Raw genomic sequence first — 23016 nt, forward strand, 5'->3', positions numbered from 1 at the left:
GACTGGCCTTGTGGGCAGACGATATAAATTCTTGGATTGCCGAAGGTAGATTCGACGGCGTGTAGTTTTACTACAAATCGTTGGCCGTTTCAGCTTTTCGAATGTATAGACGAGTAGTAAAACTACACATGAGCGGCTTATGGCCCCTCGTTTCGTTGTGAGAATAATCGTTACTGTTGGTCTTTAGCCAACTCGAACAGGTAAAAACTTGATGTCGGCTGCCAATAAAATCAGATTTTCAGCTATTTATCATCTTTGTTCGACAGTCGATCAGGTAGTGGTTTTTGAAAAAACACTACATCCAGCCTTTCCCGCGCCGATCAAGGATAGACCATGAGCCTGCCCTCGCTTGCCCCAATACCGGAAATGGTACCGGTCATTCTCCAGCCATTGGTCAGTCGGGCCGAGCAGTCGTTCCGTGCGGCGGTCGCTTTGCTCGACGACGACCATGGCCTGTCGAGCTGGACGCCGCAGCGCTGGGATGCGTTCAATCGTATCGCCGCCGCCAGTGACTTTGTCATCGAGCAAAGTGTGCGTGACCCTTCGATGCTGCTGGCGCTGGTGCGCAGCGGCGAACTGGACCGCAGCCTGGCCGCTGGCGAGATGCGCGGGCAGATCGGCGCCGCGGTAAAGGCCGCCGAGACAGAAGACGAACTGGGTCGCGTCCTGCGTCGCCAGCGCACCCGTCAGCAGGTGCGGATCATCTGGCGTGACCTGACCCGCCAGGCCGATCTGGTGCAGACCTGTCGCGACCTCTCGGACATGGCCGACACCTGTATCGACGAAGCCTATCAATGGTTGTACCAGCGCCTCAGCCAGCAATTCGGCACGCCGACCGGCCGGCGTAGCGGCGAGCCGCAGCAGATGGTCATCCTTGGCATGGGCAAGCTGGGGGCGGTGGAGCTGAACATGTCGTCGGACATCGACCTCATCTTCGCTTATCCCGAGGGCGGCGAAACCGTCGGCGTGAAGCGGCCGCTGGATAACCAGGAATTCTTCATTCGCGTGGGCCAGCGGCTGATCAAGGCCCTGGACCCGATCACCGTTGACGGTTTTGTCTTCCGCGTCGACATGCGCCTGCGCCCCTATGGTTCGGCCGGTGCGCTGGTGCTCAGCTTCAACGCCCTGGAACAGTATTACCAGGACCAGGGTCGCGACTGGGAACGCTACGCGATGATCAAGGCGCGGGTGGTGGCGGGCGACCAGGTCGCCGGTGCGCAACTGCTCGACATGCTGCGCCCGTTCGTCTATCGCCGTTACCTGGACTTCTCCGCCATCGAAGCGCTGCGGACCATGAAGCAGTTGATCCAGCAGGAAGTGCGGCGCAAGGGCATGGCCGACAACATCAAGCTGGGCTCGGGGGGCATTCGTGAGGTGGAGTTCATTGCCCAGGCGTTCCAGCTGATCCATGGCGGTCGCGACCTGAGCCTGCAACAGCGTCCGCTGCTGAAAGTGCTGGGCACTCTGGAAGGCCAGGGTTATCTGCCGGCCAAGGTGGTCGATGAGCTGCGTCAGGGCTATGAATTCCTGCGTTATACCGAACACGCGATCCAGGCCATCGGCGACCGCCAGACCCAGATGCTCCCGGACAGTCCGCAGGATCAGGCGCGTATTGCGTTCATGCTGGGTTTTGCCGATTGGGCGGCGTTCCATGAGCGATTGATGCACTGGCGTGAGCGGGTGGCCTGGCATTTTGGCCAGGTCATTGCTGACCCGGATGAAGAGGAGGGCGGTGAGAGCGAAGTGGTGGTGGGCGGCGAATGGCTGCCTTTGTGGGAAGACAGCCAGGATGAAGAGGCCGCGTGCCGTCAGTTGGAGGAGGGCGGCTTCGCCGATGCGGCCAAGGCCCTCAAGGCGCTCGCCGTCCTGCGCGGCAGTCCACAGCTGCGCGCCATGCAGCGCCTGGGTCGCGAGCGCTTGGATGCCTTCATCCCCCGGCTGCTGGCCCAGGCGGTGGAGCATGCCAACCCGGATCTGGTGCTTGAGCGGGTTCTGCCGCTGGTGGAGGCGGTTGCCCGGCGTTCGGCTTACCTGGTGCTGCTGACGGAAAATCCCGGCGCCTTGCGACGCTTGCTGACGCTATGCGCGGCGAGTCCGTGGATCGCCGAGCAGATCACCCGCTTTCCTTTGCTGCTCGATGAGTTGCTCAACGAGGGCCGCTTGTTCAAGCCGCCACTGGCGCCGGAGCTGGCGGCGGAATTGCGTGAGCGCCTGACGCGGATCCCCGAGGATGATCTGGAACAGCAAATGGAGGCGCTGCGGCATTTCAAGCTGGCCCACCGTCTGCGGGTGGCGGCGTCGGAAATCGCCGGCAGCCTGCCGCTGATGAAAGTCAGTGATTACCTGACCTGGCTGGCCGAGGCGATTCTCGAGCAGGTGCTGGCGTTGGCCTGGCGCCAGACGGCGGCCAAGCATGGCGTGCCGCTGCGCACCGACGGCAGCTTGTGCGATCCGGGCTTCATCATTGTCGGTTATGGGAAAGTCGGCGGCCTGGAATTGGGGCATGGTTCCGACCTGGACCTGGTGTTCATCCACGATGGCGATCCCCAGGCGGAAACCGATGGCCCGAAACCGATCGACGGCGCACAGTTCTTCACCCGGCTTGGCCAGCGGATCATTCACTTGCTGACGGCTCAGACCAATTCCGGACAGCTTTATGAAGTGGACATGCGCTTGCGTCCGTCCGGGGCGTCGGGGTTGTTGGTCAGCTCCCTCGGGGCGTTTGCCCGTTACCAGGAAAATGAAGCCTGGACCTGGGAGCATCAGGCGCTGGTGCGGGCCCGGGTGCTGGTGGGCAGCCAGGATGTGGGCAGCGCATTCGAAAAAGTCCGCGCCCAGGTGTTGGGGCGCAAGCGGGATCTGCCCACGTTGCGCCAGGAGGTCAGCGAGATGCGCGCCAAGATGCGCGATAACCTCGGCAGCAAGGCCACCGGCGCCGGTACCGCGCCAAATGCCTTCGAGGCCTCGGCGCCCTTCGACCTCAAGCAGGACGCCGGAGGTATCGTCGATATTGAATTTATGGTGCAATACGCGGCCCTGGCGTGGTCCGAGGAACACCCGTCACTGCTGCGCTACACCGACAACATCCGCATCCTGGAAGGGTTGCAGGACGTCGGGCTGATGCCAGCCGAAGACACCACCCTGTTGCGCGAGGCTTATAAAGCCTACCGCGCCGCCGCTCACCGCCAGGCCTTGCAGAAAGAAGCCGGGGTGATTACAGGCGACCAGTTCGTGGAGGAGCGCCGGCAGGTGCTACGGATCTGGCGGGAGCTGGGGCTGAGCTGAGTATTGAATGTGGGAGTGGGTGTTTGTTGCACTCGGGTTGGATGAATAACCCTGTGGGAGCGAGCTTGCTCGCGAAAGCGGTGGCGCAGGCGACATGGATGTTGAGTGTGCCGGCCCCATCGCGAGCAAGCTCGCTCCCACAATGGATTCACGGTGTGTTGTAGATTGAAGGCAACAGGCAAAACCTAAGCCACAGTGATTCTCGAGGCGGGGAGGCGTAGGCCTCCCCGTAGCGTTTTTGGAAGCCACATGAATATTCTGATCGTTGGGCCCAGTTGGGTCGGTGACATGGTGATGGCGCAGACCCTGTTCCAGTGCCTGAAACAGCGCCATCCGCAGTGCGAAATCGACGTCCTGGCCCCCGAGTGGAGCCGGCCGATCCTGGAGCGCATGCCTCAGGTACGCAAGGCCTTGAGCTTCCCGCTCGGCCACGGCGCGCTTGAGCTGGCGACCCGTCGACGCATCGGCAAATCCCTCGCCGGTCAATATGACCAGGCGATCCTGTTGCCCAACTCGCTGAAGTCTGCGTTGGTGCCGTTCTTTGCCGGCATCCCCAAGCGCACCGGCTGGCGCGGCGAGTTCCGCTACGGTTTGCTCAACGACGTGCGCAGGCTGGACAAGGAACGTTACCCACTGATGATCGAGCGCTTCATGGCCCTGGCCTACGAGCGCGGGGCCGAGTTGCCCACGCCGTACCCGCGCCCAAGCCTTGCCATCGATCCGGTGAGCCGCGCTGCAGCGCTGGCCAAATTCGGCCTGAGCCTGGATCGTCCGGTGTTAGCCCTGTGTCCGGGGGCCGAGTTCGGCGAGTCCAAGCGCTGGCCGGCCGAGCACTACGCCCAGGTCGCCGAGGCGAAGATTCGGGACGGTTGGCAAGTCTGGCTGTTCGGCTCGAAAAAGGATCACCCGGTGGGCGAGGACATCCGCTCACGGCTGATCCCGGGGCTGCGGGAAGAGTCGGTGAACCTCAGTGGCGACACGTCCCTGGCCGAGGCCATCGACCTGCTGTCCTGCGCTGATTCGGTGGTCTCCAACGACTCCGGCCTGATGCACGTGGCTGCCGCCCTGAATCGCCCGTTGGTGGCGGTCTACGGCTCCACCTCGCCAGGCTTTACGCCGCCATTGGCCGATCAGGTCGAGATCGTGCGCCTGGGCCTGGAATGCAGTCCGTGCTTTGATCGCACCTGCCGTTTCGGTCATTACAACTGCCTGCGCCAACTCATGCCGCCGTCGGTGAGCGATGCCCTGGAGCGTTTGCAGAGCACACCCGTGGAGGTTCAGTAACTTGCGGGTATTGCTGATCAAGACTTCTTCGCTAGGGGATGTGGTCCACACGCTGCCGGCCCTGACCGACGCGGCGCGAGCGATCCCCGGGATCAAATTCGATTGGGTGGTGGAAGAAGGCTTCGCCGAGATCCCGACCTGGCACCCGGCCGTGGGCAAGGTCATCCCGGTGGCGATCCGTCGCTGGCGCAAGAACCTCTGGCAGACCATCAGGAGCGGCGAGTGGCGACGCTTCAAGCAAAGCCTGCGCGCCGAAAAGTATGATCTGGTGATCGATGCCCAGGGCCTGCTGAAAAGCGCCTGGCTGACCCGTTACGTCAAGGCCCCGGTCGCCGGCCTGGATAAACATTCGGCCCGCGAGCCCATCGCCGCGCGCTTTTATTCCCGCCGCCTGGCGGTAGCCGGTGGCCAGCACGCGGTGGAGCGCGTGCGGCAGTTGTTCGCCGTGGCACTGGGGTATGACCTGCCCCGGACCCTGGGCAGCTACGGCCTGAATGTCGATCGCCTGGTTGAATTGCCGCGCAAGTACCCTTATGTGGTGTTCCTGCATGGCACAACGTGGGAATCCAAGCACTGGCCCGAGTTGTACTGGCGCCAGCTCACCGAGCGCATGGGGCAGCTCGGCGTGGTGGTGAAGCTGCCATGGGGCAGCCCGCTGGAGAAAGCCCGGGCCGAGCGCATTGCCAAAGGCCTGCGCAACGTCGAAGTGTTGCCGAAGCTGAACCTGGGCGGCATGGGCAAGGTGCTCGCCGGTGCCCAGGCCTGCGTGGCGGTGGACACCGGCCTCGGTCATCTGGCCGCGGCCCTGGACGTGCCGACCCTTTCACTGCTGGGTCCGACCAACCCGATCCTGACCGGTGCCTATGGCAAGAGCCAGGTTCATCTGGCCAGCGATTTCCCTTGCGCGCCGTGCATGCAAAAACGCTGCACTTATCCACCGACCGCCGAAGATGCCCGTCGGTTTGACCTGAAACGCGAGCAGCCCCTGTGCTTCACGCGTCTGAACCCCGAGCGTGTTGCCAGCCAACTGAGCACGTTATTGGCTGAGGAGCCGCGCTGATGCAATTGGCTTTTGTCCTGTACAAGTACTTCCCGTTCGGAGGCCTGCAGCGTGACTTTATGCGCATCGCCTTGGAATGCCAGCAGCGCGGTCACCAGATCCGCGTCTACACGCTGATCTGGGAGGGTGATATCCCGCCGGGCTTCGAAGTGCTGGTGGCACCGGTCAAGGCGTTGTTCAACCACCGGCGTAATGAAAAACTCAGCGCGTGGATGGAGGCCGACCTGGCCAGGCGCCCCGTGGACCGGTTGATCGGCTTCAACAAGATGCCCGGACTGGACGTGTATTACGCCGCCGATGGTTGCTTCGAGGACAAGGCGCAGAACTTGCGCAACTCCCTGTACCGACGCTGGGGCCGCTACCGGCATTTCGCCGAGTACGAGCGGGCGGTGTTCGCCAGGGACGCCAAGACTGAGGTCTTGATGATCTCCGAAGTCCAGCAGCCATTGTTCATCAAGCACTACGGCACGCCGCTGGAGCGCTTCCACCTGCTGCCGCCGGGCATCGCCCAGGACCGTCGGCGTCCCGCTGACGCCGACGCGATCCGCGCCGCGTTCCGTGCCGAATTCGAGTTGGCCGACGATGACCTGCTGCTGGTGCAGATCGGCTCCGGGTTCAAGACCAAGGGCGTGGATCGCAGCCTCAAGGCCCTGGCCGCGCTGCCCGCCGAATTGAGAAAACGTACCCGGCTGTTTGTAATCGGCCAGGACGACCCCAAGGTATTCCAGTTACAGAGTGCCGCGCTGGGGCTCGGAGACAACGTGCGGTTCCTCAAGGGGCGCAGTGATATCCCGCGTTTCCTGTTGGGCGCCGACCTGTTGATCCATCCGGCGTACAACGAAAACACCGGCACGGTATTGCTTGAAGCGCTGGTGGCCGGGCTACCGGTGCTGGTCAGCGCGGTGTGTGGGTACGCCCACTACATCGCCGAAGCCGACAGCGGCCTGGTGCTGGACGAGCCATTCGAACAGGCGCAACTCACCGAGTACCTGGGTCGTATGTTGAGCGATGCCGATGCGCGGGCGACCTGGCGTCGCAACGGCCTGGCCTTCGCCGAGACGGCCGACCTCTACAGCATGCCGCAGCACGCGGCCGACGTGATATTGGCGGAGCACGCACAATGAAACTGATGCTGGCCGAACCGTTCAAGCGCCTGTGGGCCGGGCGCGATGCGTTCGCCGAAGTCGAGGCGCTCCAGGGCGAGGTCTATCGTGAACTGGAAGCCCGGCGCACCTTGCGCACGGAGGTGGACGGTCGCGGCTTTTTCGTGAAAATCCACCGTGGCATCGGCTGGGGCGAAATCTTCAAGAACCTGCTTACCGCCAAGCTGCCGGTCCTGGGTGCGGGCCAGGAATGGACGGCGATTCAGCGCTTGCACGAAGCCGGTGTGCCGACCATGACCGCTGTCGCATACGGTGAAAAAGGCAGCAACCCGGCAGACCAGCATTCGTTCATCGTCACCGAAGAATTGGCGCCGACGGTCAGTCTTGAGGACTTCAGCATCGACTGGGTCAAGCAGCCGCCGCAACCGGCCCTCAAGCGTGCACTGATTGCCGAAGTGGCGCGCATGACCGGCATGATGCACCGCGCGGGGGTCAACCATCGCGACTGCTACATCTGTCATTTCCTGCTGCACACCGACAAACCGGTCACCCCAGAGGATTTCAGACTCTCGGTCATCGACCTGCACCGCGCCCAGACCCGCCCGGCCATTACCCGTCGCTGGCGCGACAAGGACCTGGCCGCGCTGTATTTCTCGGCGCTGGACATTGGTCTGACCCGGCGCGACAAACTGCGCTTCCTCAAGGGCTATTTCCAACAGCCGCTGCGGCAGATCCTCGCTGAAGAAGCGGCGCTGCTGAGCTGGCTCGAAGGCAAGGCCAGCAAGCTCTATGCCCGCAAGCAGCGCTACGGGGATGCACTCTGATGTCGGGTTGGACGCTGGAACCGGCCTACGCCGAGTTGGCGCAGGATTTCGGCAGCCTCGACGCCGTATTTGCCCTGCAAGGGGAGCGGTTGACCCGTGATCCGTTGTCGGAGGTCATCCGGGTGCAGCGCGGTGGCGTGAATTATTACGTCAAGCGCTACGTCGGGGCCGGCAAGGGTTTGCGCCGCTACCTGGGCAAGCCGCGGGTCAAGTCCGAATGGCAGAACCTCAAGCGTTTCGCCAAGTGGGGTATTCCCACCGCCGAAATCATTGGCTGGGGCCTGGAGCGCAACGGGGCTGCCTACGCCCGTGGCGCGATGATCACCCGCGAGCTGCCGGAGACCGAAGATCTCTCGGCCTTGGCCGATCGTCATGATCCGCGGTTGACCGACCGCGCCTGGGTCGATGGCGTAAGCCGGCAATTGGCCGGTTACACGCGAACCATGCACGACCACCGCTTTACCCATAATGATCTGAAGTGGCGCAACCTGTTGATCGACGACCGGTCACGGCTGTTTCTGATCGACTGCCCGAACGGGGATTTCTGGAGCGGCTTCTGGCTCAAGTACCGTATCACCAAGGACTTGGCGTGCCTGGATAAAGTGGCCAAATATCATCTGTCGGCGACACAGCGGCTGCGCTTTTACTTGCAATACCGCCAGTGCGACCGGCTCGACGCACGCGATAAGAAGCGCATCCGTCACGTGGTGAGATTTTTCGAGGGGCGTGAATGACTGATTTTCTGGCCGCTGAAGACCGTGCGCTGTTGCAGCGTCATGGCCTGGACAGCTTTGAGGCGCTATGGGCGCGGCAACTGGACGCGGTGGACGAGCCCAATACCTCGGGCGATGGCTGGAGCAGCGTGTTCCGGCTGGACCTGGAAGGCCAGGGTTATTACCTCAAGCGCCAGAGCAATTACCTGACGCGGACGCTGTCGCACCCCTTGGGCGAACCGAGTTTTTCCCGGGAGTTTCGCAACATCAGCCGTTATCGGCAGTTGGGCATTCCCGCCCTGGAAGCGGTGTTCTACGGGCAACGCAAGATCGAGGGCGAAGTGCGGGCGATCCTGCTGACCCGTGCCCTGGATGGCTGGGATGACCTGGACTCACTGCTGCAACGCTGGCCGAGCCTTACGCCGGCGCAGCGCACCACCCTGCTGAACGCCTGCGGCCAGTTGGCGCGGCGCCTGCACGGGGTGCATCAGGTACACGGCTGCTTCTATCCAAAGCACATCTTCCTGCAAGCCACCGCCAGCGGTTATCAGGCGCAATTGATCGACCTGGAAAAAACCCGGCCGCTGCTGTTCGGCTGGCGCGATCGGGTCAAGGATCTCGAGCCGTTGCTGCGTCGCGCATCGGTCTGGAGTGATGCCGATGTACGTCAACTGCTGTCTACCTACCTGGAGCAGCCCCCCGATGCTGAACTGGTCGACCGTTGGATGAGCCGCCTGAGCGCTCGGCGCAGCCACAAAGGAGCCCGTTGATGCAGTTGTCCGAATTGAAGAGCGTCGGCCGCAATCCCAGCCTGCCACTGAGCCTGGAATTGGCCGATGCCGCCGGCCCGGCGCAGTTGCAGTTGCTTTCGCTGTTGCGGGTGCTGCCGGGGCAGCGTTACGTCGGCGCAGGCGTCTGGCGCGGCCGGCCGGTGCTGGCCAAGTTGTTGGTGGGTAACAAGGCGGCCCGGCATTTTCAGCGCGAACGGCAAGGCGTGCGCCTGCTGGCTGAACAAGGCTTGACCACGCCGCTGTTGCTGGCCGACGGCTTGAAGGACGGCGAGGGCGGTTGGTTGCTGTTTGAGTTGCTCGAAGGCGCCGAGAGCCTGGGAGACGCCTGGAAACAGGTTGAACAGTTGCCGCTGCTGGCCGACGAACAGGCTGTGGTACTGGCCGAAGCCTTGGGCGCCATTGCACTACTGCATGGCAAAGGCCTCTGGCAGGAAGACTTGCACCTGGACAATCTGCTGCGCCACGACGGCAAGCTCTATCTGATCGACGGTGCCGGCATTCGCGCCGAAACCCCGGGCCAGCCGTTATCGCGGCAGAAAGTGCTGGAAAACCTCGGCGTTTTTTTTGCCCAGCTACCCAAATCGCTTCAACCGTTCAATGAAGAACTATTGGTGCATTACCTGCTGGGCAACGCCGAACACGCGTTGCCCATGGAGGCGCTGCAAAAGCAGATCGACAAGGTTCAGGCCTGGCGGTTGAAGGACTTCCTGGAAAAGGTCGGGCGCGAATGCAGCCTGTTCAGCGTGCAGCGCGGGGCGTTCGGCCTGCGGGCGGTCCGGCGTGATGAAGAAGCGGCGATGGCGCCGGTGCTGGAGCAGGCAGATGCCCTGCTGGACCAGGGCCACCTGTACAAGACCGGCGGCGCGGCGAGTGTCGGCAAGGTCGAGGTAAACGGTCGCGCCTTGGTGATCAAGCGCTACAACATCAAGAACTTCGCTCATTGGCTCAAGCGCTTCTGGCGCCCCAGCCGTGCCTGGCACTCCTGGCGCGAAGGCCATCGCCTGGCCTTCCTCGGCATTGCCACGCCCAAGCCCCTGGCGTTGCTGGAAAAGCGTTTCCTGTGGCTGCGTCGTGGCGCCTACCTGGTGACCGAGTATCTGCCGGGGCCTGACATCATCGAGCGTTTCGCCCCCTACATTGAAAGCGGTGAAGCCCCGGAGCCCGAGTTGCTGGCGCTGGACCGATTGTTCGCCGACCTGATACGCGAGCGCATCAGCCACGGCGATCTCAAGGGCCATAACCTGTTCTGGCAGCACGACCGCTGGGCGCTGATCGACCTCGACTCCCTGTGCCAGCACCGCACCCAGGCCAGCTTCACCCCGGCCTACGCCCGGGATCGCGCACGGTTCATGCGCAACTGGCCGCAGGACAGTGCGTTGTATCGGGTGGTTGATCAGCGGCTGCCCAAAGAGGCGTGAGATATCATTAACGGATCACTGCAGGTGTTCGGGCTGGCGCTCAGTACGCCTTGAAAAGGAATCATGACGCTATGTCGGATCGCCCCATGGCTTCTCAGCAATTTTCACTTTTTGAGACTGAAGCTGAAGATGCCGACAGGAAGGATCCACCGTCGGCACTGAGCGGAAAATTCAGCGACTTTGTCGTGTATGTGGATGAAAGTGGCGATCACGGAATGCAGACGCTGGATCCGAACTATCCAATGTTTGTACTTGCGTTTTGCGTTTTCCATAAGCGTCACTATTGCGAAAAGGTCATCCCTGCGTTGCAGAAATTCAAATTCAATCATATGGGGCATGATTTGATTGGGTTGCATGAACTGGAAATTCGCAAAGAGAAAGGGGCCTTCTCCAATTTGTTTGTATCCAGGCAGCACAAGCATGCATTTCTTGATGAGCTGACCAGCATCATCGAGGCCAGCAATTTTATTCTGATCAGTTGCGTTATAGACAAAGAGAGGCTGCGTGACAAACAAGGCGGCGCGGATAATCCGTACCATGTTGCCTTGGGTTTCTGTCTTGAGACACTTTATGAATTCCTAAAAGAAAAGAACCAGCAGCATGCCCTCACTCACGTGATTGTTGAGCGAAGAGGAAAAAAGGAAGATAACGAGCTTGAGTTAGAGTTTCGTCGTATGTGTGATGGCACTAACCGTATGGGGATTCAGCTCCCTTTTGATATTGTTTTCGCGACTAAGCAGGTTAATTCTACGGGCCTTCAGCTGGCCGATCTCGTTGCGAGGCCCATCGGTATGAGTGTTCTACGTGCCGGACAGGAAAATCGGGCATTTGATGTGCTTAAGCGGAAATTTTATTGCAGTGGTGGGCGCGATAAAGCTGGAGAGGGTTTCGAAAACTGGGGACTGAAAATTTTTCCTCCTTCAGAAAGCGAAAAGCCCCGGTGAAACTCACCGAGGCTTAGACGCCGACCGGGATCCCCCAGTCCATTTGCGCGAAGTCTATGTGCGTAGCCATCAGCTGTCAATGAATAGGCAAGGGTAGCTCCTACAACCTCGCCACTCACCGCTAGAGGCGTACCGTGGCTTTTACGTTATAATCCCGCCCTTTAGCTGCCCTGCGCCTTGGCGAACGGCACATCCATTTTTCGCGGCGCTTGTCGCCCGTATGCAGACTTAAGAGGCTAGACCCTGTGGCATTGACGATTCTTGGCCTGTCCGGCGCCCTTAGCCATGATCCTTCCGCAGCGCTGTACATTGACGGCAAGCTGATCGCAGCGGCCGAGGAAGAGCGCTTCGTACGCGATAAACATGCAAAGAACCGCATGCCTTATGAGTCGGCGAAGTTCTGTCTGGAACAGGCCGGCATCAAGCCATCCGACGTCGACGTAGTGGCGATTCCGTTCGCCCCGATCAGCCTGTTCGGCGAAGCGCGCTGGCACTACGCCAAGCGTTACTGGTACGCCCCGGACCGTGCCCTCGATGCGATCCTCATGGGAAACCGTCGCTACAAGCGCTATCGCCGCAAGATCGTCTGGTGCCTGGAGCAGTTGGGCTTCGATCCGAAAAAAATCAAGATCGAGCCGGTCGAGCACCACCTGGCCCACGCTTCCAGCGCTTACCACTGCTCGGGTTTCCAGGAAAAAACCGCGATCCTGGGCATCGACGGCAAGGGCGAGTACGCCACGACCTTCTTCGGCTATGGCGAAAACGGCAAGATCCACAAGATCAAGGAATTCTTCGACCCGGACTCCCTCGGCGGCTTGTATGGCGCGATCACCGAGTTCCTGGGCTTTGAAATGCTCGACGGCGAGTTCAAGGTCATGGGCATGGCGCCCTATGGCGACGCCACCAAGTACGATTTCTCGCGCCTGGCTTCGTTCGAAAACGGCGAGCTGGTGATCAACACCGACTACGCCAACGTGATCGGCCTGCGTCGCTATAAAGAGAAGGGCAAGGGCTTCTACTTCTCGCCGAAGCTGATCGAATGGCTGGGCCCGAAACGTGAAGGCGACATCGCCGACGAGCCGTACATTCACTACGCGGCCAGCATGCAGGCGCTGTTCGAGAAACTCGCGCTGCAAATGATCGACCATTACCTGGGCGACGTGCTCAAGGAAACCGGCAAGCTGGCGTTCGCCGGCGGCTGTGCCTTGAACGTCAAGTTGAACCAGAAGATCATCGCCCGTGACGACGTCAAGGAACTGTTCGTGCAACCGGCCTCCGGCGATGCCGGCACAGCGGTGGGCGCCGCGGCCTACGTGTCCCATGCCCGTGGCGTGCCGGTAGAGAAGATGGAGCACGTCTACCTCGGCCCGGCCTACAGCAACGAAGACGTGATCGCCGCGTGCGCCCGTCATCCGAGCAAACCGGTGTGGCGCAAGATCGACAACACCCCCGAGCGCATTGCCAGGATCATGGTCGACGGCAATCCGGTGGCCTGGTTCCAGGGGCGCATGGAGTTCGGTCCGCGGGCCCTGGGCGGTCGTTCGATCATCGGTTGTCCGAGCGCCAGTGGCGTCGCCGATCGCATCAACGAACAGATCAAGTTCCGCGAGCGCTGGAGGCCTTTCTGCCCGTCGATGCTCGACACCGTTGCCCCGCAGATGATCAAGGTCGATCACCCGGCGCCGTTCATGACCTTTACTTTCGAAGTGGCCGAAGAGTGGAAGACCCGCGTGCCGGAAGTGGTCCATGAAGACGGCACGTCCCGGGCCCAGGTGCTCAAGCGCGAATACAACCCGCGCTACTACGACATGATGAAGGCGCTGGAAGTCCTGACCGGCAACGGCGTGTCCTTGAATACCTCGCTCAACCGTCGTGGCGAACCGATGATCTGCTCGCCGACCGATGCACTGAACATGTTTTTTGGTTCCGACCTGCAGTATTTGATCATGGAAGATATTCTGGTGGTCAAAGACGGTGTGGATGCTTATGACACGCTCGGCTGAGCGACATGTGCTGCAGTTCTGCCACGGTTATGACGGGCCGTTTCTCGACTGCGCCCGTCAATATGCCAGCCTGTTCGCCGGCACTGGCTACCGCGTGACCACGGTGTTCCTGACAGGCGCGGCGGATGCTGAAATCGCCGCCGGCTGTGCCTCGGACGAGGTGCTGTTCATGGAGTACAGCTCCAGCGCCATTCGTGGCTTGAAGCTGGGCGCCATCGGCGATCTGCGCAAGATCGCCGCTTCGCGCAATTTTAGCTTCTGTATTGCCCATCGCTTCAAACCCATCTACATCGCCTTGCTCGGCACCGGCTTGCCGGTGATCGGCGTGCACCATGCCTTCGGCGACTATCAGCGGCGCACCCGTCGGCTGTTCGCCCATGTCTTTCGCAAGCGCCTGAGCCTGCTCGGGGTTTCCGAGGCAGTGCGGGATGACATGCGCCGTTGCTTGCCGAAATGGCCGGCCAGCCGGATCCAGACCCTCTACAACCGCATTGACCTCGACGTGACCCAGGCGGGCCTGGTTTCTCGGGATGACGCGCGGCGGACCCTGGGGCTGAGCGCCGATGCGTGGATTGTCGGCAATGTCGGTCGCCTGCACCCGGACAAAGATCAGGCCACGCTGCTGCGTGGCTTTGCTGCGGCGCTGGCGTACATGCCGGCCACCAGCCAACTGGCGATTCTCGGCAAGGGTCGTCTGGAACAGGACCTCCGGGAGCTGGCGCTGGAGTTGGGCATCGCCGACCGTGTGCTGTTTCTGGGCCAGGTGGCCGAGGCGCGCCGCTATTTCCGCGCGTTCGATGTGTTCGTCCTGAGTTCCGACCATGAGCCGTTCGGCATGGTCCTGCTCGAAGCCATGGCCGCCGGCGTACCGTTGCTGGCCACGGCCTGCGGTGGTGCGAAGGAGGTGGTCGAAGGGGTGGGTATCCTGTTCCCGCTGGGCGACGCCGAACACATGGCCCAGGGTTTACAGCACCTGGCGGCCATGGACGATCTGCAGCGTCGCCAATGTGCCGAACTGATGCTCGACCGTTTGCGCGAGCGTTTCTCTGATCGTGCTGTACGCGACGCATTCTGGCGCTTGCCTCAAGTTACCGAACTGGCGTCGAGGACCTGATGCTCAACCGATTTCAAGGCTGGCGCGAGCGCGGCTGGACAGCTGTAGATGCGTCTATATATGCCCGGGCCTGGCAGCGTTATGGCGGTAGTGTCGCCACCCACCCACAAGTGGTTGAGCGGCTGGCAGGGCTGGCCGGAATTCCGGTGCGTTACCTGGCTTTTGAGCACAATGGTGACCTCAAGGCTGCTATCGCGACCTGGGGCCAAGACTTGGCGCTGTCCAAGGACGTGCTCAAGCGCAACGGCAAAAAAGGCTTGTTTGACCTGGGCAATGCCGAGCTGATTCTACCGGCGGCGCCGGATGCCCAGGCCCCCCTGCGACATCGAGCACGCTACCTGTCCGTACTCAACGAAGGCCGTTTCAGCGGCCTGAAGTTGCAGCAGGAACAGCTGGCCATGGCGCGAACGCCGGAAGAGCTGTCCAAGAAGTTTCGCTACAACCAGCGCCGTGAGCTGCGCTTGCTGGAAGAGGCAGGCGGGGTGGTGCGGCCGATTGAAGGGTTTTCCAGTGCGGAACTGGCCTCGATCTACTGCGACCTGTTTCAGCGTCGCTGGGGCTTTGCGGCCACTGGTGCCGAGCGCATGGGCGAGGTGATCGAATTGCTGCGCGAGTGGCTGATCGGTTCGGTGATCTTCCTCAACGATGCGCCGATCGCCATTCAACTGGTGTATCGCGTCGAAGCGCCCGAGTGGATCAGCGTCGAGTACATCAATGGCGGCGTCGATCCGCAAACTCGCGAATTCAGCCCTGGGAGTGTATTGAGCTTTCTCAACACCCAAAGCGCCTGGGAACATGCCCGTGCCGCCGGAAAGCCGCTACGTTTTTCCTTTGGTCGAGCGGACCGGGAATACAAGGACCGTTGGTGCAACCCCGTGCCGGTATTTACCGTATGAACCCACCGATGAGTCGCAAGCAGCAGTTGCTCAAGCGCCATCGTCGCAACAAGCGCGTTGGATTGTTGCTTGCCCTCGTGGTGCTGGTCCTGCTTGGCGTGCTGGTGGCCTGGTGGCTGCCATTGGTGCTGGCGGCACTGGGCTGGGTCGCCCATGAAGCGTGGTTCGCCGATCATCTGTTTTATTCGCCCGGTGACGACTATCAGTACAACTTCCCGCCGTTCACCCAGCTACCCAAGGTGCATTTGAATGCCGGGCGGCTGCAGCTGGACGAAGGCGTGATCCTGGACGACGGCGCGACGCTGGTCCTCGCCTTGCGAGTCAGGAGCACCTGGCTGGGGCGTTTCATCGACCCGGCCGTCGAGCTGTTGGGCGGTGATTGCCCGGATCGGCAAACCTTCGAACGGGGCGTCAATGGTCTGCGCTACCTGAACCTCAGCGAGCAGGGCCCTGCGCTGTCCCGCGGCGAGCTGTACCTGCGCGGACGATTCTGTCGTTTGTCGGGCGAGCCGACACTCTGGTCTTTCACGCCGCCCGAGGTGCAGCATCGGCGCGTGATGGTTATCGCGCCCCACGCCGACGACGCGGAACTGGCCGCTTATGGGCTATACAGCGGGGCTGACGAAGCCTGGATCGTGACGCTGACGGCAGGAGAAGTTGAAGCCGAACATTATCAGCAGATGGGGCTGGATCGTGTCGAGGCCGCGCGGCTCAAGGGTCGTTTGCGGGCCTGGGACAGCATCGCGGTGCCACGTTGGGCCGGGGTACCACAAGCCCATTGCGTGCAGTTGGGGTACTTCTGCCTGCAACTGGCGGCCATGCGAGCCGTGCCCGGCCAGCCCCAGGGGTCGCGTGAGGCGGACCTGAGCGATACCAGGCTGTTCCGCCAGCTCAATCCGTTTACCCTGCCCGGCGATGCCGATGGCGCACCGACCTGGAACAACCTTCTGGCCGACCTGCGCGAGCTGTTGCTCAGGGCGCGTCCCGAGGTCATTGTATTGCCGCACCCGACCCTTGACCCACACCCCGATCATCTCTGTGCCCATCACGCCGTCATGCAGGCCCTCGAAGGCCTGGAATGGCAACCCACCCTGTTGTTGGGCTACGCCAACCATCTGCACGACAATGATCGCTGGCCCATGGGCGATGCCGGCGCGGGCATTGCGCTGCCGCCGTGTTTCGGCCCGGCCCTGCCGATGCATCCCGTCAGCCTGCCGTTGGCGCTGGCGGGCCAGCGCGACAAGGCCATGGCGTTGGGCATGATGCATGACCTGCAACCGCGGGCGCCGTTCAAGCGCCGTGTGCGGCGCGGCCTTCAGCGTGTGCTGGCCGGGCGCAAGAGTTCCGCGTATGGCGAAAACGAGTTCTTTCGAAAGGCCGTGCGTCGCCATGAATTGTTCTGGCGGCTGTAGGGGGGCCAAGGCGGGGTATCTGTGCGCTACGGCACAAGAAGCCTCCGGTAATCCATCAATCGTTCGCTGTCGCAAGGAAGACGATGAAAGTTCTATTTCTGGTGCAGAAGGAACAACGGGCCATTCTGGACCGACTCTACGAAGGCGTGGCCGCTCATTGCGAGTGCGATTTGCGCTGGCTCGATAGCCAGGAACAACGCAACCTGCGGGGATATTTCCGACGCCACGTGGACGTATCGCGTTATGACCGGATCATATTTTTCCTGCGCTTCAAGCAGGAAATCCGCCAGGTTGGCTTCATTCGCACGATCCCCAACCTGGTGATCCTCGAACACGATGCCTATCAGAACTACATCCCCTGCAAATACACCGGCAAATTCAGCGCGCATTACCGGCGCCTGCCTTGGGCGCGCGTGATCAGTTCCGGCTTCATGGTGACCGAGCGCCTGCGCGGCGAAGGTTTCGATGCGGTGTTCGTGCCCAAGGGGTACGATCAGGCGCTATTGCAGGATCAGGGGCGCGAGCGGGATATCGAGCTGGCCTTCGTCGGCAGCACCAACAGCGTCGCTTACAGCGGCCGCAAGGCGTTGCTCGATGAGCTGGGGCGCGTAGAGCCGTTGGTCGTGACACGGACCAAGTCCGGTGAAGAGTACTGCGAGACCCTCAATCGCATCCGCTTTTTTGTCAGTGCCGATGTCGGTATGGGCGAATTCATGATCAAGAACTTCGAAGCCATGGCCTGTGGTTGTGTCTTGCTGGCGTTCGATCAAGGCGTTGACGAAGCGCGGGCGTTGGGGCTGCAGGACATGCACAACGTGGTGTTGTACCGGGACATCCCGCAACTTCAGGAAAAACTTTCCCGGCTGCGCGCAGACCCCGACTTGGCGCACAGTGTTGCGCGCAACGGCCAAGCGCTGGCACTGGCGCAGTTCAGCTTTGCACGTATCGGGCAGAAGATTGTCGAAGCACTGGAGCCCACCCTGCGACCTTGCGCACCGCTGAGCCTGCTGGAAAAATTGCGCCTGAGGCTGGGCGTTTGACAGGAACTGTGCAGCAGTTGAACTTGACGGCGGTCATGCCGGAAGGGGATGCTGTTTCGTACACCGGATTCGGGGTTCACATGGAGTGCCCGCAGAGCGTTAACGCAAGGCACGCCGCCGGCGTCGCGAGCAAGTCAGTCTGTCCCGATTCCCTTGCTCGGAGTCTGTATTGGCTGGCTTATCGATGACTGAATGCCGCGACGCTCGGATCCCGGTCCGCGATAAAAGGTTTCCTGCTTGATGAGCATTATCAATGTCATGTGGGCGGGCGGTGCACCGTTTGCCTCGATACACAAAGTTCATCATCAGATTCTCTCGCGGATGGAGCCGGCGATGCCCGTCAAGACTTGGCTCTTGCAGGGCTCGGCGGCTGCCTGCCAGGTCGATGTAGGGCCTGCGCGTGAGTGGAATCTGACGTCCGCGCGGCTCAAGGGTCGCCATATCTGGCGCCTGTTCAAACCCTTGATGCACAAACGCTTCCGTCAGGCGCTGCTCGACAGCGATGCCCAGGTGGTGTTGCTCGACGGTGTTGGCGTGGCCCGGGCCTTGTTACCGGTTCTCAAGGGTATGCCGCGGATCCGTGTGGTGGTGATCTTCCACGGTGCGACACGTCTCCACGCTGCAGTCCGTGCGCTGCTGCGGGGGTTTCCTGCTTCACGCCTGACCCTGGCTGCGGTGTCCGAGACCCTGGCAATGACGCTTCAGGATGAGTTGGACATCCCGGTGACTGCACTACGTAGCGCCTTCGACCCAGCGACCTTCCAATCTGCGCTCCTGTCTCGTGAAGAGGCGCGCGCCCGGCTGGGGTTGTCGTGCGCTGGGGAACGGGTCTTCGGTGCCGTAGGGCGGTTGGTGAAAAACAAGGGGTTTGCCAGTTTGCTCGAGGCATTTGGCCGGGCGGCCGTCGGCCACCCTGACTGGCGCCTGGTGATTGTTGGCGAGGGGCCGAGACGCGAAACCCTACAGCGGCGGATTGCCCAGCCAGATCTGGCTGGCAAGGTGTTGCTCACCGGACATCTGGAGGATGTCGCCAGGCTCTACAGAGCGTTTGACTGGGTTCTGATCCCGTCCCTGGACGAAGGCCTCGGGCTGACTCTCCAGGAAGCGGTACTGGCTGGAACGCCGGTATTGGCAAGCGAGCTCTCGGTCTTTCGTGAGCAATTGGGCGACACCGGCTGGTACGCGCCGATAAATGATGAAGGGGGCTGGAGCGAAGCGATCACGCGGGCTGCGCAGGTCCGGGTCGACACGGTCGCTGCAGCCCAATACCAGGCGCTGGCGCCTGATGAAGCCTGGCTGAGTTTCAGCCAGGCTGCTCGGCAATTGATTTCAGGCAGCCATCAATAGGGCATTTTCCAATGCCTGCATTGGAAAGCTCCCGTTCAGGTTCTCCCGGGCAATATACCGCGCGAAATGCTGCACGTTGCGACGGGCCAGGTAGCGTGGCAGTGGCGAGCGCAAGAAGCGCATGTCCGCCACATCGATCAACCCTAATTGGTTTTCGGGTGTAACGACGATGTTACCCAGATGCAGCGAGCGGAAATAGATACCGCTGGCATGCAGCCTGCGGATCAGTTCGACTAGCGCCGGGAGGGTCTGCTGCCAACTGAAGTTTTCCTGGGTCGATAGTTGCCGCAGGGTTTTGCCCGGCAGGGGCCGGTAAAGTACGGCAGTCATACCTGGTTTTGGCAGGGTGTAGGATGCCAGCACCTGGAGGGTCGGCACACCGAGTTTCTGCAGGCGGATCGCATTGGCGATGAATCGCGATGAATACGGCCGTAAAAGAGCCGAAGAAAAAAGCCGCTTGCGACGGAACAATTTGAGAATATTCCCATCCTGCAGCAGATAGACTTTTGGGCCGTAGCTGTCGGCCTCCAGAATGCTGGCGCCTTCAATCATTTGATTCAAAGCGGCTTGGGGAAGCCGTGAGGATTGCATGGTAGGGAAACCTTGTTGAAAGAACCGGTGCCGTGGCGGGCCATGATGCCCAAAAGTTCATGTTTTAACCATGCCGCTTTGGCTGGCAGACCGTTTAGGAGCAATAGATGCAGACAACACGTTGGGCGCAGGGATGGATGGCCCTTGGCATGTTATGGTTTTTGCTGGCGATAGCCCTGGCACCCTCCAACAAAGTCTATCAACAGGGGCTGGTTGCATTTGTCTGGTTGCCTGCAATGATTTTCGCCTGGCCAGCCCGGCATCGATTTGTCGAACTGTGGCGTGCACAGCGCTTGATTTGCGCGGCATTGCTGGCGTTGATGGCCTGGATGTTGATCAGCCTGCTCTGGGCCGAGTCTGCGGAGTTGGCTCGTGAAGTCAAGCGGCTGCTCTATATCTTGGTGTTTCTGTTGTTTTTCCCGATTTTTGCCGACGGCAAGCCCGAGCGGATGGTTCGCTTCATGCAATGGGGAGGGCTGGGGCTTGCGCTCACTTCCCTGATGGCCATCGTCCAGTTCTACGGCCTCAAGCACAATCCATGGGATGCACGCCTGGAAGGGTTGGGAGAGTTGTCCCATCCCATTCTCGGCGCATACGTTATCGGCTTGGCCGCCATCTGGATGCTGCACTGGGTGCCGCGTCATGTCGGGCTGCAGGTGCTTTGGGCCGTGGCCGTGGCACTGTTGGGAGTGTTTGTGGTGATGAGCCAGAGTCGCGGTGCGGCGCTGGCCTTATTGCTCAGTATCCTGGCCATGCCGATTTACTGCCGCGCCCGGCGAGCTCGGGTCATCGCCGCTACGGCCCTGGTACTGGCGATGCTAGTCTTCTGGCTCCTCGAACCCTTGGTGATGGCCCGCGGCTCGTCCTATCGGCCCGAGATTTTCATATCCAGCCTGCACATGATCGCTGAGCATCCATGGGGGGGGCTCGGGGTGGGGAGTGACTACCGGGTGCCTGCCCAGGGACTCGTTTTCGATCATGCCCATAACCTGTTCAGCCATGTCGCCATTCAACTCGGGCTGCCAGGCCTGCTGCTGTGGTGCATCGTCTGGTTCGCCGTGCTGCGCGAAGCCTGGCGGGTCCGGGAAAGCTTGTTGGGCCAGGGCGTGCTGGGTATGTGGGTGTTTTCGTTCCTGGCGATGCAGTTCGACGCCGCGAGCCTGACCGGTACGCCACGCGCCGAATGGTTCATCAGTTGGTTACCCATTGGCCTGGCCAGCGTTTTGACCTGGTCGCGGGCCAAGTCCGGTGGCTGTGATAAAATTCCGCGTTCTTCCTAACCAGTGAGCCCGACGATGAGTGACGCACCGCCCCATGCGGAACAGGATTCCAGCCTGAAGATCTATTTTCGGTTGCTGGGATACGTCAAACCCTACGCGGGCATTTTCCTGCTGAGTATCGTGGGTTTCGTGATATTTGCCTCCACCCAGCCCATGCTGGCGGGGATTCTCAAATATTTCGTCGACGGCTTGAGCAACCCCGATGCGGTGCTCTTTCCGACCGTGCCGTACCTCAAGGACTTGAGGTTGCTGATGGCAGTGCCGCTGCTGATCATTCTGATCGCAGCCTGGCAGGGCCTGGGCTCGTTCCTGGGCAACTACTACCTGGCCAGGGTTTCCTTGGGGCTGGTTCACGACCTGCGGATCGAGTTGTTCAACAAGTTGCTGGTGCTGCCTAACCGTTATTTCGATACCCACAACTCCGGGCACCTGATTTCGCGCATCACGTTCAACGTGACGATGGTCACCGGTGCCGCCACCGATGCCATTAAAGTGGTGATCCGCGAAGGCCTCACCGTTGTATTCCTCTTCGCCTACCTGGTATGGATGAACTGGAAGTTAACGCTGGTGATGCTGGCAATCCTGCCGCTGATCGCGGTCATGGTCAGTAGCACCAGCAAGAAATTTCGCAAGCAAAGCAAAAAGATCCAAGTGGCCATGGGTGACGTGACTCACGTGGCTTCCGAGACTATCCAGGGCTACCGCGTGGTGCGCAGCTTTGGCGGCGAAGCTTACGAGCAGGAGCGCTTCGCCCGCGCCAGCCAGGGCAATACCGATAAACAGTTGCGCATGACTCGCACCGGCGCGGTCTACACGCCGATGTTGCAACTGGTGATCTATACCGCCATGGCCGCCCTGATGTTCCTGGTGCTGTTTCTGCGCGGCGACGCGACGGCGGGTGACCTGGTGGCATACATCACGGCCGCAGGCTTGCTGCCCAAGCCGATTCGCCAGCTCTCGGAAGTCAGCTCGACTATCCAGAAAGGTGTAGCCGGCGCCGAAAGCATCTTCGAGCAACTGGATGTCGAGCAGGAAGTCGACACCGGCACGGTCGAGCAGGAGCGTGTCAGCGGTCGCCTGGATGTGCGTAACCTGAGCTTCACCTACCCGGGAGCCGATCGCGAGGTGCTCAAGGACATCAGCTTCACGGCGGCGCCCGGGCAGATGATTGCGCTGGTAGGCAGGTCGGGCAGCGGCAAGTCGACCCTGGCAAGCCTTATTCCGCGCTTCTATCACCATGAGGTCGGCCAGATCCTGCTCGACGACGTGGAAATCGAAGACTATCGCTTGCGCAACCTGCGCCGCCATGTCGCCCAGGTGACTCAGCACGTCACGTTGTTCAATGACACGGTAGCCAACAACATCGCCTACGGTGACCTGGCTGGTGCGCCACGGGCAGACATCGAAAAGGCGGCCCGGGATGCCTACGCCATGGACTTCATTGCCCAATTGCCGAACGGCCTGGACACGGAAGTGGGTGAGAACGGCGTGCTGCTGTCCGGTGGCCAGCGCCAGCGCCTGGCGATCGCGCGGGCACTGTTGAAGAACGCTCCACTGCTGATCCTCGACGAGGCAACCTCTGCGCTGGACACCGAGTCTGAGCGGCACATCCAGGCCGCGTTGGACCAGGTCATGAAGGGCCGTACAACCCTGGTCATTGCCCACCGGCTGTCGACCATCGAAAAAGCCGACATGATCCTGGTAATGGATCAGGGCCGTATCGTCGAACGGGGCACCCACGGCGAACTCCTGGCGCAGAACGGTTACTACGCGCGACTTCACGCCATGGGCCTGGACGCCCCCGCCCATAATATTGCCTGACCTCAGGGCCCGCTTCCGCAGGGAATGGCAACGCGCTGCGTTGCCCTTAAGGGAACTATGCTCGGTGCGGGCCCGTCGCCCGGTGCGGCG

General features: G+C 61.3%; 18 protein-coding genes. 17 read left to right on the forward strand and 1 reads right to left on the reverse strand.

All coding sequences use genetic code 11. From position 1 onward, the window contains the following. The first annotated feature begins 333 nt into the window (after window positions 1–333). The 15 genes from glnE to J7E36_RS01800 all read left to right on the forward strand — a co-directional run bounded on the left by glnE (window position 334) and on the right by J7E36_RS01800 (window position 19234). The gene (gene glnE / locus J7E36_RS01730; protein ID WP_214999277.1) at window positions 334–3285 is read left to right on the forward strand and encodes a bifunctional [glutamate--ammonia ligase]-adenylyl-L-tyrosine phosphorylase/[glutamate--ammonia-ligase] adenylyltransferase; all 2952 of its coding nucleotides are present in this window, start codon (window positions 334–336) and stop codon (window positions 3283–3285) included. Window positions 3286–3534: 249 nt separating this feature from the next. Next, on the forward strand, window positions 3535–4569 hold the full coding sequence (waaF, locus tag J7E36_RS01735) for a lipopolysaccharide heptosyltransferase II (RefSeq protein WP_214999279.1): 1035 nt from the start codon (window positions 3535–3537) through the stop codon (window positions 4567–4569). A 1-nt stretch (window position 4570) separates the two neighbouring features. Then, a complete protein-coding gene (waaC, locus tag J7E36_RS01740; RefSeq protein ID WP_214999282.1) occupies window positions 4571–5629 on the forward strand; it encodes a lipopolysaccharide heptosyltransferase I in 1059 nt (352 codons plus the stop codon). After that, the gene (locus J7E36_RS01745; protein WP_214999284.1) at window positions 5629–6753 is read left to right on the forward strand and encodes a glycosyltransferase family 4 protein; all 1125 of its coding nucleotides are present in this window, start codon (window positions 5629–5631) and stop codon (window positions 6751–6753) included. The genes waaC and J7E36_RS01745 overlap by 1 nt, the downstream gene beginning before the upstream one ends. Beyond that, the gene (gene rfaP, locus J7E36_RS01750) at window positions 6750–7556 is read left to right on the forward strand and encodes a lipopolysaccharide core heptose(I) kinase RfaP (protein WP_214999286.1); all 807 of its coding nucleotides are present in this window, start codon (window positions 6750–6752) and stop codon (window positions 7554–7556) included. Before J7E36_RS01745 ends, rfaP begins: the two co-directional genes overlap by 4 nt. Next, complete coding sequence (locus tag J7E36_RS01755) at window positions 7556–8290, forward strand: lipopolysaccharide kinase InaA family protein (protein WP_214999288.1); 735 nt, start codon at window positions 7556–7558, stop codon at window positions 8288–8290. Before rfaP ends, J7E36_RS01755 begins: the two co-directional genes overlap by 1 nt. Continuing rightward, window positions 8287–9039 carry a lipopolysaccharide kinase InaA family protein gene (locus tag J7E36_RS01760; protein WP_214999289.1) on the forward strand — a complete coding sequence of 251 codons (753 nt, stop codon included), beginning with the start codon at window positions 8287–8289 and terminating at the stop codon, window positions 9037–9039. The genes J7E36_RS01755 and J7E36_RS01760 overlap by 4 nt, the downstream gene beginning before the upstream one ends. Further along, window positions 9039–10478, forward strand: coding sequence for a lipopolysaccharide kinase InaA family protein (locus J7E36_RS01765; protein ID WP_214999291.1), 1440 nt, complete (start codon window positions 9039–9041; stop codon window positions 10476–10478). Before J7E36_RS01760 ends, J7E36_RS01765 begins: the two co-directional genes overlap by 1 nt. A 71-nt stretch (window positions 10479–10549) precedes the next feature. Next, entirely contained in the window at window positions 10550–11422 is an 873-nt protein-coding gene (locus J7E36_RS01770) for a DUF3800 domain-containing protein (protein WP_214999293.1), read from the forward strand. Window positions 11423–11667: 245 nt separating this feature from the next. After that, on the forward strand, window positions 11668–13425 hold the full coding sequence (locus J7E36_RS01775) for a carbamoyltransferase family protein (protein WP_214999295.1): 1758 nt from the start codon (window positions 11668–11670) through the stop codon (window positions 13423–13425). After that, window positions 13409–14539 carry a glycosyltransferase gene (locus J7E36_RS01780; RefSeq protein ID WP_214999297.1) on the forward strand — a complete coding sequence of 377 codons (1131 nt, stop codon included), beginning with the start codon at window positions 13409–13411 and terminating at the stop codon, window positions 14537–14539. Before J7E36_RS01775 ends, J7E36_RS01780 begins: the two co-directional genes overlap by 17 nt. Continuing rightward, window positions 14539–15435: an antimicrobial resistance protein Mig-14 gene (locus tag J7E36_RS01785; RefSeq protein ID WP_214999299.1), complete on the forward strand. Its 897-nt coding sequence runs from the start codon at window positions 14539–14541 to the stop codon at window positions 15433–15435. The genes J7E36_RS01780 and J7E36_RS01785 overlap by 1 nt, the downstream gene beginning before the upstream one ends. Before the next feature lie 8 nt (window positions 15436–15443). Then, window positions 15444–16847 (forward strand): PIG-L deacetylase family protein, encoded by a 1404-nt coding sequence (locus J7E36_RS01790; RefSeq protein WP_214999301.1) that lies wholly within the window; start codon window positions 15444–15446, stop codon window positions 16845–16847. Between the two features lie 83 nt (window positions 16848–16930). Continuing rightward, the gene (locus tag J7E36_RS01795) at window positions 16931–17887 is read left to right on the forward strand and encodes a glycosyltransferase family protein (RefSeq protein WP_214999303.1); all 957 of its coding nucleotides are present in this window, start codon (window positions 16931–16933) and stop codon (window positions 17885–17887) included. A gap of 240 nt (window positions 17888–18127) precedes the next feature. After that, on the forward strand, window positions 18128–19234 hold the full coding sequence (locus J7E36_RS01800) for a glycosyltransferase (protein ID WP_214999305.1): 1107 nt from the start codon (window positions 18128–18130) through the stop codon (window positions 19232–19234). Here the strand turns inward: J7E36_RS01800 and J7E36_RS01805 are convergent. Further along, entirely contained in the window at window positions 19217–19825 is a 609-nt protein-coding gene (locus J7E36_RS01805; RefSeq protein ID WP_214999307.1) for a toluene tolerance protein, read from the reverse strand. The genes J7E36_RS01800 and J7E36_RS01805 overlap by 18 nt on opposite strands. A 107-nt stretch (window positions 19826–19932) precedes the next feature. Here J7E36_RS01805 and J7E36_RS01810 point away from each other — a divergent pair, with 107 nt between their 5' ends. Then, on the forward strand, window positions 19933–21105 hold the full coding sequence (locus J7E36_RS01810) for an O-antigen ligase family protein (RefSeq protein ID WP_214999309.1): 1173 nt from the start codon (window positions 19933–19935) through the stop codon (window positions 21103–21105). Between the two features lie 15 nt (window positions 21106–21120). Further along, entirely contained in the window at window positions 21121–22926 is a 1806-nt protein-coding gene (gene msbA / locus J7E36_RS01815) for a lipid A export permease/ATP-binding protein MsbA (protein WP_214999311.1), read from the forward strand. Window positions 22927–23016: the final 90 nt, after the last annotated feature.

Source organism: Pseudomonas fluorescens (assembly GCF_018614775.1).
GTDB classification, from domain to species: Bacteria; Pseudomonadota; Gammaproteobacteria; order Pseudomonadales; family Pseudomonadaceae; genus Aquipseudomonas; species Aquipseudomonas fluorescens_BY.